The organism is Cellulomonas sp. GTC20042 (assembly GCF_055389595.1).
The window spans coordinates 319610-332297 of record NZ_AP043678.1; the positions used below are offsets into that span (position 1 = coordinate 319610).

Annotated in this window: 11 protein-coding genes; 7 read left to right on the forward strand and 4 right to left on the reverse strand. The window is 72.1% G+C overall.

Going from position 1 to position 12688, the window contains the following annotated elements; all coding sequences use genetic code 11:
* Nucleotides 1–68 precede the first annotated feature (68 nt).
* The 4 genes from ACZ5HG_RS01490 to ACZ5HG_RS01505 form a co-directional block, all read right to left on the reverse strand.
* On the reverse strand, nucleotides 69–1223 hold the full coding sequence (locus tag ACZ5HG_RS01490; RefSeq protein WP_464179972.1) for a diacylglycerol/lipid kinase family protein: 1155 nt from the start codon (nucleotides 1221–1223) through the stop codon (nucleotides 69–71).
* A gap of 61 nt (nucleotides 1224–1284) precedes the next feature.
* The gene (locus tag ACZ5HG_RS01495) at nucleotides 1285–1872 is read right to left on the reverse strand and encodes a hypothetical protein (protein ID WP_464179974.1); all 588 of its coding nucleotides are present in this window, start codon (nucleotides 1870–1872) and stop codon (nucleotides 1285–1287) included.
* Between the two features lie 44 nt (nucleotides 1873–1916).
* The gene (locus ACZ5HG_RS01500; RefSeq protein WP_464179976.1) at nucleotides 1917–2522 is read right to left on the reverse strand and encodes a hypothetical protein; all 606 of its coding nucleotides are present in this window, start codon (nucleotides 2520–2522) and stop codon (nucleotides 1917–1919) included.
* Nucleotides 2519–4510: an alpha/beta hydrolase gene (locus ACZ5HG_RS01505; RefSeq protein WP_464179978.1), complete on the reverse strand. Its 1992-nt coding sequence runs from the start codon at nucleotides 4508–4510 to the stop codon at nucleotides 2519–2521. The genes ACZ5HG_RS01500 and ACZ5HG_RS01505 overlap by 4 nt, the downstream gene beginning before the upstream one ends.
* Nucleotides 4511–4864: 354 nt before the next feature.
* On the opposite strand from ACZ5HG_RS01505, the gene serS reads away from it, so the two are divergent.
* The 7 genes from serS (at nucleotide 4865) to ACZ5HG_RS01540 (ending at nucleotide 12670) form a co-directional block, all read left to right on the forward strand.
* Nucleotides 4865–6160 (forward strand): serine--tRNA ligase, encoded by a 1296-nt coding sequence (gene serS, locus ACZ5HG_RS01510; protein WP_464179980.1) that lies wholly within the window; start codon nucleotides 4865–4867, stop codon nucleotides 6158–6160.
* Nucleotides 6157–6969 carry an HAD family hydrolase gene (locus tag ACZ5HG_RS01515; RefSeq protein WP_464179982.1) on the forward strand — a complete coding sequence of 271 codons (813 nt, stop codon included), beginning with the start codon at nucleotides 6157–6159 and terminating at the stop codon, nucleotides 6967–6969. The genes serS and ACZ5HG_RS01515 overlap by 4 nt, the downstream gene beginning before the upstream one ends.
* Before the next feature lie 118 nt (nucleotides 6970–7087).
* The gene (locus ACZ5HG_RS01520; RefSeq protein WP_464179984.1) at nucleotides 7088–8110 is read left to right on the forward strand and encodes a LacI family DNA-binding transcriptional regulator; all 1023 of its coding nucleotides are present in this window, start codon (nucleotides 7088–7090) and stop codon (nucleotides 8108–8110) included.
* A 120-nt stretch (nucleotides 8111–8230) separates the two neighbouring features.
* Entirely contained in the window at nucleotides 8231–9616 is a 1386-nt protein-coding gene (locus tag ACZ5HG_RS01525; RefSeq protein WP_464179986.1) for an ABC transporter substrate-binding protein, read from the forward strand.
* Between the two features lie 102 nt (nucleotides 9617–9718).
* Nucleotides 9719–10708 carry a carbohydrate ABC transporter permease gene (locus tag ACZ5HG_RS01530; RefSeq protein WP_464179988.1) on the forward strand — a complete coding sequence of 330 codons (990 nt, stop codon included), beginning with the start codon at nucleotides 9719–9721 and terminating at the stop codon, nucleotides 10706–10708.
* Complete coding sequence (locus tag ACZ5HG_RS01535; protein ID WP_464179990.1) at nucleotides 10705–11664, forward strand: carbohydrate ABC transporter permease; 960 nt, start codon at nucleotides 10705–10707, stop codon at nucleotides 11662–11664. Before ACZ5HG_RS01530 ends, ACZ5HG_RS01535 begins: the two co-directional genes overlap by 4 nt.
* 124 nt (nucleotides 11665–11788) lie before the next feature.
* Nucleotides 11789–12670 (forward strand): EamA family transporter, encoded by an 882-nt coding sequence (locus tag ACZ5HG_RS01540; RefSeq protein WP_464182071.1) that lies wholly within the window; start codon nucleotides 11789–11791, stop codon nucleotides 12668–12670.
* Nucleotides 12671–12688 lie beyond the last annotated feature (18 nt).

A 12688-nucleotide genomic window follows, 5' to 3' on the forward strand; every position in this document is an offset into this window, starting at 1 on the left:
GCAACGTCAGATCACCCGCAGGTGCACACCTTGCGTTCTGCGCACGGGCCGGCGACCGGTCGACGCGATCAGGTGCGGGCGACCCGCACCACGAGCGCGCCGGGGTCGACCCGCGCCGACAGCTCGCTCGCCTCGCCGAGCACGTCCCCGTCCACCTGCACGTGCTCGCCGCCGGCCACCGTCAGGTGCACCTCGCGGGCACGGGCGTGGTCGATCCGCCCGATCTTGGCCGGCAGCTGGTTGCGCAGGCCGACGCCCTGGAGCACCACCTCGCCGAACAGCTGCGCCCAGCCGGCGATCCCGCCGCGGGTGTCGATCGCGGCGACGTCGAGCCAGCCGTCGTCCAGCACCGCGTCCGGCAGCAGCGTGATCCCGCCCGGCAGCCGGCCGCAGTTGCCGATCAGGAAGGAGCGCACCCGCGCCGGCTCCTCGGGGGCGTCGTCCAGCCGCACCGTCGTGCGCAGCCGCTTGCCGTGCAGGTGCTTGATCCCGGCGACGAAGTACGCCACCCAGCCGACCTTCGCCTTGAGCTCGTCGTCGGCGTCCGCCACCATCGCCGCGTCGAAGCCCACCCCGGCGATCACCAGGAAGATGTGGTCGCGGGGCTCGTCCTCGGGCGCGTCGTCCGCGGCCTCGGCCACGGCGTCGTCCACGTCCTTCTCGAACTTGATCACCCGCAGCCAGCCGACGTCGATCGTCCGGTCCACGCCGTCCAGCGCGATCCGCACCGCCGCCAGCGGGTCGCCGACCGGGATGTCCAGGTTGCGCGCCAGCAGGTTGCCGGTGCCCACCGGCACCAGCCCCATCGGCACGCCGGTGCCCACCAGCCCCTCGGCCACCGCGCGCACCGTGCCGTCGCCGCCCAGGGCCACCACCACGTCCGCGCCGCGCTCGACCGCCTGACGCGCCTGACCGATCCCGGGGTCCTCCTCGGTCGTCTCCAGCCACATCGGCTCCGGCAGGTACTGCTCGGCGCACAGCCGCCGCACCTCGGGCCGCAGGTCGGGCACGCCCGGCTTGGACGGGTTCGCGACGAACGCCACCAGCGGGCGGTGCGGCTGCTCCTGCTCGTCCGGGACCGGGCGCGACAGGGCAGGGCCGGAGCCGCGGGAGGGTCGCCGACCCGGCGTGCGCTGCGTCGCGCGCCACGCCCCCACGGACACGCCGAGGGCGGTCACCGCCAGCACGAGGGCCACGACGGCCAGCCATCCCTCCCAGGTCATGCCATGAATCTACGACGGAGGCGGGATCCCGGCATCAGACGTGCGGCGGAGGTGGCGCACGTCACCCGGCAGACTCGGGGGGTGCCTGGGTGGCGAAGGAGAAGTCGTCGGGGTCGTTCGGGTCCCACTCGGTGAGGTGGTCGGGTGCCGGGGCGCAGGGGGACATCACTTCGACGCGCAGGTACGCGGGGTAGTGGCTCTTGACGGTGTCGAGGTGCTCCTGGGAGGTGGCCAGGATGTGCAGGGTGTAGCCGTCCTTGACCAGGGCGACCATCGACGGCTCGGTGTCGCGGCGGTCGCGCCACAGGCTCCAGCCCTCGGCGAGGTAGGACTGCATGAGCGGTTCGATCAGGTCGACGGTCGGCTCGCGGGGCGCGATCTCGTATCGGAGGTTGAACCGCCAGGAGACCTCGGAGGGGCCGTCCCAGTTGTTGTTGTAGGGCTCGGCGCCGCACGCGCCCCAGCCGCCGTGCTCGGGCTTCATCTCACCGTCGCTGAAGGTGAGTTCGGGGTGGGTCGCGATCAGCAGTTCCTGGATGCGCTGGTCGGCGTCGTGTGCGGAGGTGGTGACGACGCTCCAGGTCGCGCGGGCGTCGGCGATGCGCTCGGCCTGGGAGGGCCCGTGTGCGCAGCCGGTGAGCAGGAGCACCGCGGTGAGTACGGCGATGACCGCGCGCGGGGGTCGGCGCGGGTTCATCCGGCGGGCTGCGGGGGTTCCTGGGTGGCGAAGGAGAAGTCGTCGGGGTCGTCGTGGTCCCACTCGGTGAGGTTGTCGGGGGCGGGTGCGCAGGGGGACATGACCTTGATCTGGAGGTAAGCGTAGTGATCGACGGTGTCGAGGTACTCCTGCGAGACGCCCTGGATGCGCAGCATGTAGCCGTCCTTGGTCACGTCGACCATGGTCGGCCGGTGGTCGCGGTGGTCGCGCCAGATGCTCCAGCCCTCGGCGAGGTAGGACTGCACGAGAGGTTCGAGCAGGTCGACGGTGGGCTGGCGGGGCTCGACGTCAAAGCCGACGGTGTAGAGCCAGAAGGACTCGTCGGGGCCGTCCCAGTGGTCGTTGTAGGGACTGTCGTCGCACGGGCTCCAGTTGCCGTTGTGGGAGTTGATCTCACCGTTGATGAAGGTGAGGTCGGGGTAGGTCACGAGGAGGTCCTGGATGCGGGTCTCGGCGTCGCGGGCGTAGGCCCGGGTGGTGTCCCAGGTCTGACGGACCGCGGTGACGCGTTCGGCCTGGGACGGACCGGTGGCGCAGCCGGCCAGCAGCAACGCCAGTGCTGCGGCAACGGGTCGTCTCATGGCACGTCCTGGGTCGGGGGCTGGAAGTCGGGGTCGCTCATCGGGAACTCGCGTCCTGTGTAGGTCAGGTGGCCGCCGTCGTTGAGGTCCCAGGTGTCGGTCGGTGGGGTCCAGAGCTTCACGTCGCCGCCGGTCATCACGGCGTGGATGTTGACGAACGCGTCGGTGCGGGGGTCGAAGACCTCGCTGTGCGAGGACCAGCCGCTGACCAGGCGTTCGGGTCCGTCGGCGGGTGTCTCGGGATGGAATCGTCCGGTCTCGAGTCGGATGGTGCCGGTGATCTCGTCGGGGTCGGAGCCGTGGGCTCCGCTGGCCTGGACGGGTTCGATGAAGTCGCCGGGTGCGGTCATCGAGTAGCGGGGTGTGTCCGGGGCGGCGTACTCGTGGGCGTCGCGGACGCCGGACCCAGAGGCCTCGACGTAGATCACGCGGTCGACGATCATGCCGTTGGCTTCGGCCTGGCCGACGACGAGCCCGCCATAGGAGTGCCCGGCCACGGTCAGCGGCACGTCGATCGTGGCGCGGATCCCGTTGGCGAAGCCCGCCAGATGCGGGCCGATCGCGTCGGCGTAGGTGCGCAGCGGAGAGTTCACGATCGCGTTCTGCGGCATGGGCCCGCCGAGGTACGTGATCACCGCGAGCGCGTCGGGGTCGGTGGCGACGAACTTCCAGGCACGGTCCGCCTCCTTGTCCATGGTCGCCAGGCTGGTGCCGGTGCCGCCGACCTGGACTGCCAGGTTCTCCGCGTCGAGCGGCCCGATCACCTCGCCGAAGCGTCCGGCGTCGGGGTCGAAGAGCACCACCTGGTGCCACGCCGGCGGGTGGTCAGGTCGATAGCTGATCGCCCCGACCGGCACCGCGAGCAGCCCCTCGCACCACGGGATGCGGTCGACCAGCACCTGGCGTTCGAGCCGGCACTGGAGCAGCTCGTCGTCCCACCGGTGCGACCCGGTCGCGCGGATGGCCTCGAGCTCGGTGATCCGGGCGTCGATCGCGACGATCCGCGCCTGCGCGTCGGGGATGGCCGCGCGGATCACGATCCGGTTCGCGGCCGCGCGCACGCCCAGCGGTGCCCCGTCGAGGTTCCCGACCAGGGCGGGGAACGTCCGCGCGGTGCGGGCGGCCTGCGCGGGGGTCATGGTCGCGAACGCGGCGGCGACGGCCGCGATCCGGGCGTCGGGCTCACCCACGGCCAGTGCGGCGGCCAGGTCGGGGTGGGAGCGGGCCAGCGCGGCGCGGTCCACACGCATCAGCCGGGTGGCCAGGTCGGGGCAGCGGGCGAGCAGCGCGTCCAGGTCGGAGCCGGTGAGGTGGCCGGCGAGCCAGCGCAGCGCCGCGTCACCCTGGGCACCGGGCTCCAGGGCGAGGGCCCACAGGCCGATCGCGGACAGGTCGGTCACCTCGCCGCGGAACACCCCGGGGTCCAGGGTGCCGGCCAGCCCGCCGGTCTCGGCCCAGGTCGCGGGCACGGCGGCGCGCAGCCGCGCGGTGAGGACCTGGTCGGCGCTGCGGCGCTCCTCGGCCAGGCGGGCCAGCAGGAGCGTGGCGTGGTCCTGCTCGTCCTGGCGGACACTCACCAGGTAGTGGGCGTGCCGCAGATCACCCTCGTCAGGATCGAGCCCGGCACGCAGCCGGGCCAGGTCGGCGCGGGCGTGCGCGGCACCGGCCCGGGCGGCGTCCAGGTCGGCGCTGACGAGGTCCGCGCGGGCGGCGATCGAGGCGACCGCCATCTGGTAGTCGTCCAGGGCCTGCGCACCGGTGCGCAGGGCAGGGTCGAGGTCACGGATCCGGGTGGCCAGGTCGGTGGCGTTCTGCCGCCAGGTGTCGGCGGCCTGCCCGGTCCAGCCCTCGCCGGTGGTCGCGACCAACCGGTCGACCCGGGTGGCCTGCTCGGCAAGGACGGACAGGTGCTCCGCGCACCGATAGACCAGGGCCTGCACCCCGTCACGATCGATCCGCCCCGGACGCTGCTCGTCCCACTGACTCATACGAGCCGGGCCGATCCGCACCGCAGGTCCAGCCCGACCCGCTCGCCGACGTCCTCCAGGACGGCCATCGCCTCCGTGACCGTCTCCTCGGTCATGCTCACCGACACCAGGCACCTCCTCGCGATGAGCGGCCCCGGACGAGCCGCGTGTCTCGCGACGCTAGGCCGGTCCGGGACCCTGACCTGCACGGAAGTGTGGAAACCACACACCACTGAGCCGAATCCGTCCGAGATGTCCGCGCCGACAGCGCCGAAACCGGACAGATCGGGCGCGACGCACGGCGCGGGGATGAGAGTGGTCCCACGCGGCGACCCGGCGCGGGCCGCACCCCGACGGGGTCGGTAGGCTCGCGGTGTGATCGACCTCAAGCTGCTCCGCCAGGACCCCGACGTCGTGCGTGCCAGCCAGGTGGCGCGTGGGGACGACCCCGGCCTCGTCGACCAGGTGCTCGACGCGGACGCCCGCCGCCGTGCCGCGCTGACCGACTTCGAGACGCTGCGCGCCGAGCAGAAGTCCCTGGGCAAGCAGGTGGCCGCTGCGCAGGGCGAGGAGAAGCAGGCGCTGCTCGCGCAGGGCAAGGCGCTCGCGGAGCAGGTCAAGGCGCGGCAGGCCGACGCGGACGCCGCGGACGAGCTGTCGACCACGCTGGCGCGCTCGATCGGGAACGTGGTGGAGCCGGGTGTGCCCGCGGGCGGCGAGGACGACTACGTGGTGCTGCGGCACGAGGGCGAGCCCCGCGACTTCGCGGCCGAGTACGGCCCGGAGTTCGCGGTGCGCGACCACCTGGAGCTCGGCGAGGGCCTGGCCGCGATCGACACCGAGCGCGGCGCCAAGGTGTCGGGTGCGCGGTTCTACTACCTGACCGGCATCGGCGCCCGCCTGGAGCTGGCGCTGCTGAACGCAGCGGTCGACCTCGCCGTGCGCGAAGGCTTCACCCCGGTGATCACCCCGACGCTGGTCAAGCCGGAGATCATGGCGGGCACCGGGTTCCTCGGCGCGCACGCCGACGAGATCTACCGCCTGGAGGCGGACGACCTGTACCTGGTCGGCACCAGCGAGGTCGCCCTCGCCGGCTACCACTCGGGCGAGATCATCGACCTGTCGGCGGGGCCGAAGCGGTACGCGGGCTGGTCGGCCTGCTATCGGCGCGAGGCCGGCTCGTACGGCAAGGACACCCGCGGCATCATCCGCGTGCACCAGTTCCACAAGGTCGAGGCGTTCTCGTACACGACGGTGGAGGACGCCGCCGCCGAGCACCAGCGGATCCTGGGCTGGGAGGAGCAGATGCTCGCCCTGGTCGACCTGCCGTACCGGGTGATCGACACCGCCGCCGGCGACCTGGGCAGCAGCGCCGCCCGCAAGTTCGACTGCGAGGCGTGGCTGCCGAGCCAGCAGCGCTACCTGGAGCTCACCTCGACCTCCAACTGCACGACCTTCCAGGCCCGCCGCCTGGGCGTGCGGGAGCGCACCGCCGAGGGCGAGGTCCGGCCGGTGGCGACGCTGAACGGCACGCTGGCGACCACCCGGTGGATCGTGGCGATCCTGGAGAACCACCAGCAGGCTGACGGCTCGGTCCGGGTGCCGGAGGGGCTGCGCCCGTACCTGGGCGGCCTCGAGGTGCTGGAGCCGGTGGGGGGCGGATCGCGATGACGCACCCGCGCACCGCGGCCGGGACCCTGGTCGCCCTGGACGTCGACGGCACGCTGATGTCGTACGACGGGGTGATCTCCCCCGAGGTGCGCGCGTGCGTGGCCGACCTGCGGGGCGCGGGCGCGCACGTGGTGCTCGCGACCGGGCGCGCGGTGCTGGGCGTGATGCCGGTGGCGCGCGAGCTCGGCCTGACCGAGGGCTGGGCGGTGTGCTCGAACGGCGCGGTGACGGCCCGTCTGGACCCGTCGCTGCCGGAGGGCTACGAGGTCGCGGAGATGACGACCTTCGACCCGGAGCCGGTGCTGCGGGTGCTGGCGATGGAGCTGCCGGACGCGTACTTCGCGGTGGAGGACCTCGGGCGCGGGTTCCGGGTGTCGCGGGTGTTCCCGGACGGGGAGCTGACCGGTGAGCAGACGGTGTCGACCTTCGAGGAGCTGTGCGCCGGTCCGGCCACCCGCGTGGTGATCCGGGACCCGGGCAGCACGCCGGAGGAGTTCCACGCGCTGGTGGAGCGGGTCGGCCTGCACCAGGTGTCCTACGCGGTGGGCTGGTCGGCCTGGTTGGACCTGACCCCCGGCGGGGTGTCGAAGGCGAGCGCGCTGGAGGACCTGCGGCGGCGGCTGGGTGTCGAGCCCTTCGCGACGGTGGCGGTGGGCGACGGCGCGAACGACCTGGAGATGCTGGCGTGGGCCGCCCGCGGGGTGGCGATGGGCCACGCGTCGGAGCCGGTGCGCCAGGCGGCGGACGAGGTCACCGGGACGATCGAGGACGACGGGGCGGTCGACGTGCTGCGCTCGCTGCTGGTCTGAGGCCCACCTGGGCACGCGCTGACCTGCACCGATGCGGTAGCGCTCCCACGGACGGGCGCCGAGCGCGCTGACCTGCGAAAGTGGACCGGGCCGCCCCGGTGAGTGGACAATCCCCGCCATGGCCAACGGCATCGTCGACGTGGCCCGGGTCGCCGGGGTGTCCACCGCGACCGTCTCGCGGGCGCTCCGCGGGCTGCCCAACGTCACCGACGCCACGCGCGAGCGGGTCCGGCGTGCCGCGGAGGAACTCGGCTACGTCGCATCGCCCTCGGCGTCCTCGCTGGCCTCCGGCCGCACCCGGACGATCGGCCTGATCAGCCCGTGGGTGGCGCACTGGTTCTTCGCGCACGTGATCGAGGGTGCGGAGCGCACGCTGCGCGTGGAGGACTTCGACGCGCTGCTCTACACCTTCGACGTGCAGCGGGACACGCGCCGGCCGCTGGTGGACCCGGACGTGCTGCGGCGCCGGGTGGACGGGGTGCTGGTGGTCGGCCTGCCGATGGAGACCGCCGAGGTGGAGTCGCTGGAGGCGCTGGGCTACCCGGTGGTCTTCGTGGGTGCGGGGGCGCCGGGACGGGTGACCGTGGGCGTGGACGACGCGGGCACGGCGCGGCGGGCGGTGGCGCACCTGGCCGGGCTGGGGCACCGGGTGGTGGCCCACCTCAGCGGCGAGCCGGACGACACCCTGTCGTGGTCGCCGGCGGTGCGCCGTGCGGAAGGCTGGCGCGCGGAGGTGCTCGAGCGCGGGCTGGCCGGCCCGGAGGGGCTCGAGGTGCACGGGCACTTCGACGTGGCCGGCGGGCGGGCGTCGATGCACGCGCTGCTGGACCGCCGACCCGACGTGACCGCGGTGTTCGCGGCCTCGGACGAGATGGCGATGGGGGCGATCCTCGCGGTGCGTGACCGCGGGCTGCGGGTGCCGCAGGACGTGTCGGTGATCGGCGTGGACGGGCACGACATGGGCGAGCACCTGGGTCTGACCACGATGGCGCAGAACGCCCACGAGCAGGGGATGACGGCGGCGTCGATGCTGCTGGAGATGATCACCGGTGCCCCCGTGCCGCGCGAGGTGGTGTTCCCCACCCACCTGGTCGAGCGGGGCACCACCGCCCCGCCCCGGGTGGGAGCGTTCCCGCCGTGACCAAATCGTGACCGGTCCGTGAGCCGAAGCGCTTGTGCGTTTCCTATGTAAGCGCTTGCATGGGGGCACGCACCGGGGCGGACCGCCTCGGCTGGCACCACGACGAGGTGGAGGCAACGCATGACCAGGATTCGTCGCCACGGCGCAGGCGCCGTGGTCGCCGGGGGGCTCGGGCTGGCGCTCGCGCTCACCGCATGTTCGGGCAGCAGCGACGACGGCGAGAGCACCGGCGGCAGCGAGGGCGGCGGCTCGGCCAACGCGATCGACTGCGCCCCCTACGAGGAGTTCGGCGACCTGACCGGCACGACCGTGTCGATCTACACGTCGATCGTCGAGCCCGAGCAGCAGACGCAGGAGGACTCCTACGACCCGTTCGAGGAGTGCACCGGCGTCACCATCGAGTACGAGGGCTCCCGCGAGTTCGAGGCGCAGCTGCTCGTGCGCATCCAGGCGGGCAACGCCCCCGACATCGCCTACCTGCCGCAGCCCGGCCTGCTGAAGACGATCGTCCAGGACTTCCCGGACGCGATCGTGCCGGCACCGGACGCCACCGCGGCGAACGTGGACGAGTTCTTCAGCGCGTCGTGGAAGGACTACGGCAGCGTCGACGGCACGTTCTACGCCGCCCCGCTCGGCGCCAACGCCAAGTCCTTCGTCTGGTACTCGCCGTCGATGTTCGAGGACGCCGGCTACGAGGTCCCGGAGACCTGGGACGCCATGATGGACCTCTCGCAGCAGATCGTGGACGACGGCGCGATGCCGTGGTGCGCGGGCGTGGAGTCCGGTGACGCGACCGGCTGGCCGGGCACCGACTTCATCGAGGACGTCGTGCTCCGCACCGCCGGCCCGGACGTCTACGACCAGTGGTACACCCACGAGATCCCGTTCAACGACCCGCAGATCGTCGACGCCTTCGACACCGCGGGCGAGATCCTCAAGAACCCGGACTTCGTGAACGCGGGCCTCGGCGGCGTGGACTCCATCGCCACCACCCCGTGGACCGACGCGGGCTTCCCGATCCTCGACGGCACCTGCTGGATGCACCGCGCGGCGAACTTCTACGCCACGCAGTGGCCGGAGGGCACCGAGGTGGCCCCCGACGGCGACGTCTACGCCTTCTACCTGCCGACCAACCAGACCGACATCAAGCCGGTGCTCGGCGGCGGCGAGTTCGTGGCGGCCTTCAACGACCGTCCCGAGGTGCAGGCGTTCCAGACCTACCTCTCCTCGGCGGACTGGGCCAACACCAAGGCCAAGACCACCCCGATGGGCGGCTGGGTCAGCGCCAACAACGGGCTCGACCCGGAGAACCTCGCCACCGACTTCGACAAGCTGTCGGCCGAGATCCTCTCCGACCCCGACTCCGTGATCCGCTTCGACGCCTCCGACCTCATGCCGGGCGAGGTGGGTGCCGGGACGTTCTGGACCGGCATCGTCAACTGGCTCACCGGGTCCTCCAGCCAGGAGGTCGCGGACCAGATCGAGGCCTCCTGGCCGGCGTCCTGACGGGCGACAGCCACTGACGGCAACGGCCCGCCCGGCGGCACGGGGAGCAGATCCCCGGTCGTCGGGCGGGCCGACCCTGCTCATGAGGGCGTGGAGGGGCAGATGGACTGGTTGACGAATGCGAGCACGACGGGCGAGAAGTTCGTCCTGATGTTCGTGGCGATCGCGCTGTTCGTGGTCGTCATGGGGGCGATCCTCTTCCTGGTCGACCGACCGAAGAGGATCCCGCGGTGGGTGGTGGCGACCGCGTTCGCCGGGCCCGCCCTGCTGCTGGTGGCGTGGGGCCTGGTGCGCCCCGCGATCATCACGATCTGGAACTCGTTCTTCGACCGGCGCGGGAACGAGTTCGTGGGGCTGGACAACTACCAGCGCGCGGTCACCGAGGGCCAGTTCCAGAGCGTGCTGGTGACCACGGCGATCTGGGTGATCCTGGTGCCGATCGGCTCGACGCTGATCGGCCTGGTGTACGCGGTGCTGGTGGACCGCACGCGGTTCGAGAAGCTGGCCAAGGCGCTGGTGTTCATCCCGATGGCGATCTCCATGGTCGGCGCCTCGATCATCTGGAAGTTCGTCTACGAGTTCCGGCCGAACCAGCCGGGCGTCAAGCAGACCGGCCTGCTCAACCAGGTGCTGGTCTGGATCGGGCTGGAACCGCAGCAGTTCCTGATCAACGGACCGTGGAACACGCTGTTCCTCATCGTGGTCATGGTCTGGATCCAGACCGGTTTCGCGATGACGGTGCTGTCCGCCGCGATCAAGGCGATCCCGGACGACATCGTGGAGGCCGCGCGCCTCGACGGGCTGCACGGCATGAAGATGTTCCGCTTCATCACCGTGCCGTCGATCCGGCCGGCCCTCGTGGTCGTGCTCACCACGATCGCCATCGGCACGCTCAAGGTGTTCGACATCGTCCGCACCATGACCGGCGGCCAGTTCGGCACGCAGGTGATCGCGAACGAGTTCTACACGCAGGCGTTCCGGCAGAACAACCAGGGGCTGGCCTCCGCGCTCGCGGTGATCCTGTTCATCCTGGTGATCCCGATCGTGATCTACAACGTGCGCCAGCTGCGCCGGTCGGAGGAGATCCGATGACGACCACTCCCACACCCCCCACGGTCCCGATCGCGACGGAGGAGGACGGCACGCCGCAGGTGCAGGTGCGACGGCTGTCCCGCATGGAGAAGCGGGCCATCGCCACCAAGGGCAAGCTCTCGTCGCCGTGGGCCTCCGGGCTGGCGATCGTGATCGCGCTGCTGTGGACGATCCCGTCGGTCGGCCTGCTCGTCACGTCGTTCCGCCCCGAGCTCGACATCCGCCGCTCCGGCTGGTGGACCGTGTTCGGCGGTCTGTTCAACGGCGAGGCCGAGTTCACGCTCGACAACTACGACCAGGCGCTCTACGGCTCCGGCGCGAACCTGTCGACGTTCTTCGTCAACTCGTTCGTGATCACGATCCCGGCGGTGGTCATCCCGATCACCCTGGCGCTGCTCGCGGCGTACGCCTTCGCGTGGATCGACTTCAAGGGCCGCGAGTTCCTGTTCGTCGCGGTGTTCGCGCTCCAGGTGGTCCCGTTGCAGGTGGCGCTGGTGCCGCTGCTGACGGACTTCGTCAACCTGGGGATCAACGGCTCGTTCTGGACGGTGTGGATCGCGCACGCCACCTTCGGGCTCCCGCTGGCGATCTTCCTGCTGCACAACTTCATGAAGGACATCCCGGCGTCGCTCGTCGAGGCGGCCCGCGTGGACGGCGCGGGGCACGTGAAGATCTTCTTCCAGGTGCTGCTGCCGCTGCTGGTGCCGGCCATCGCGGCCTTCGGCATCTTCCAGTTCCTTTGGGTGTGGAACGACCTGCTGGTCGGCCTGACCTTCACCGACGTCGGGTCGCGGCCGTTGACCGTGGCCGTCGCGGAGATGGCCGGCTCGCGCGGCGGTGACTGGCACATCCTCACCGCGGGCGCGTTCATCTCGATGGTGGTGCCGCTGATCGTGTTCATCTCGCTCCAGCGGTACTTCGTCCGCGGTCTGCTGGCGGGCTCCGTCAAGGGCTGATCCCGCACTCCCGCACGCACCGAGCGGGCACGTCCTGACGACGGGACGTGCCCGCTCGGTGTGTCCGCGGGCCCGTACCCTGGGCCCCGTGAGCAGCGCCCAGGCACCCGGACGGCTCGACCGGGTGCCGGCCCCGCTGATGTTCCTGTTCTCCGGGCTCGCGCAGTACGGCGGGGCGGCGCTGGCGGTGGCGCTGTTCGCGGTGATCGCCTCGCCGACGGTGGCCTGGCTGCGGATCGCGGTCGCCGCCGTGGTGCTGCTCGCCTGGCGCCGGCCGTGGCGCGCCCGGTGGACCCGGCCCGACCTGCTCGCGGCGGTGGCGTTCGGGATCGTGCTCGCCGGGATGAACGTGGCCTTCTACGTGGCGATCGACGTGCTGCCGCTCGGCACCGCGGTCGCGATCGAGTTCCTCGGCCCCGTCGCGGTGGCGGCGATCACCGGCCGGTCCTGGCAGGAGCGCGGCGGCATCCTGGTCGCCGCGGCCGGGGTGGTGCTGCTGGCCGGGGTGCAGCTCGAGGGTGGGGGCGAGCCGGGCGCCGTGCGCGGGCTGGTGGCGATCGGTCTCGCGGCGGCGTGCTGGGCGGGATACATCCTGCTCGGGCGACGTGTCGCGCAGGGGCGCAGCGGGTCGGCCCTCCCGTCCGGCGACGACCGGCCCGCGCCGGACGGGATCGCCTCGCTGGCCGTCGGCATGACCGCCGGCGCGCTGGTCACGGCCCCGTTCCTCGCTGCCGACGCCGCACCGGTGCTGCACGACTGGCACCTCGCGCTGAGCGTGGTGGGGATCGCCGTGCTGTCCTCGGTGCTGCCCTACGCGATCGAGCAGGTGGTGCTCCGCCGGGTGACCGCCGCGACCTTCGCGGTGCTGCTGGCCATGCTCCCGGCGACCGCCGCCGTGGTCGGTGCGCTCGCGCTGCGCCAGTGGCCGCACGGGTGGGAGGTCGTCGGGCTGGCCTGCGTCACCGCCGCGATCGCCCTCACCGCCACCCGCCGCACGCCGGGCTGACCGCGCCCGACCGGCGCG

What these genes read in the sequence shown, in the direction of transcription:
- ACZ5HG_RS01490 (WP_464179972.1), bottom strand. Translation starts at nt 1,223, where the DNA reads ATGACCTGGGAGGGATGGCTGGCCGTCGTGGCCCTCGTGCTGGCGGTG.
- ACZ5HG_RS01500 (WP_464179976.1), bottom strand. Translation starts at nt 2,522, where the DNA reads ATGAGACGACCCGTTGCCGCAGCACTGGCGTTGCTGCTGGCCGGCTGC.
- ACZ5HG_RS01505 (WP_464179978.1), bottom strand. Translation starts at nt 4,510, where the DNA reads ATGAGTCAGTGGGACGAGCAGCGTCCGGGGCGGATCGATCGTGACGGG.
- ACZ5HG_RS01515 (WP_464179982.1), top strand. Translation starts at nt 6,157, where the DNA reads ATGACGCACCCGCGCACCGCGGCCGGGACCCTGGTCGCCCTGGACGTC.
- ACZ5HG_RS01520 (WP_464179984.1), top strand. Translation starts at nt 7,088, where the DNA reads ATGGCCAACGGCATCGTCGACGTGGCCCGGGTCGCCGGGGTGTCCACC.
- ACZ5HG_RS01525 (WP_464179986.1), top strand. Translation starts at nt 8,231, where the DNA reads ATGACCAGGATTCGTCGCCACGGCGCAGGCGCCGTGGTCGCCGGGGGG.
- ACZ5HG_RS01530 (WP_464179988.1), top strand. Translation starts at nt 9,719, where the DNA reads ATGGACTGGTTGACGAATGCGAGCACGACGGGCGAGAAGTTCGTCCTG.
- ACZ5HG_RS01535 (WP_464179990.1), top strand. Translation starts at nt 10,705, where the DNA reads ATGACGACCACTCCCACACCCCCCACGGTCCCGATCGCGACGGAGGAG.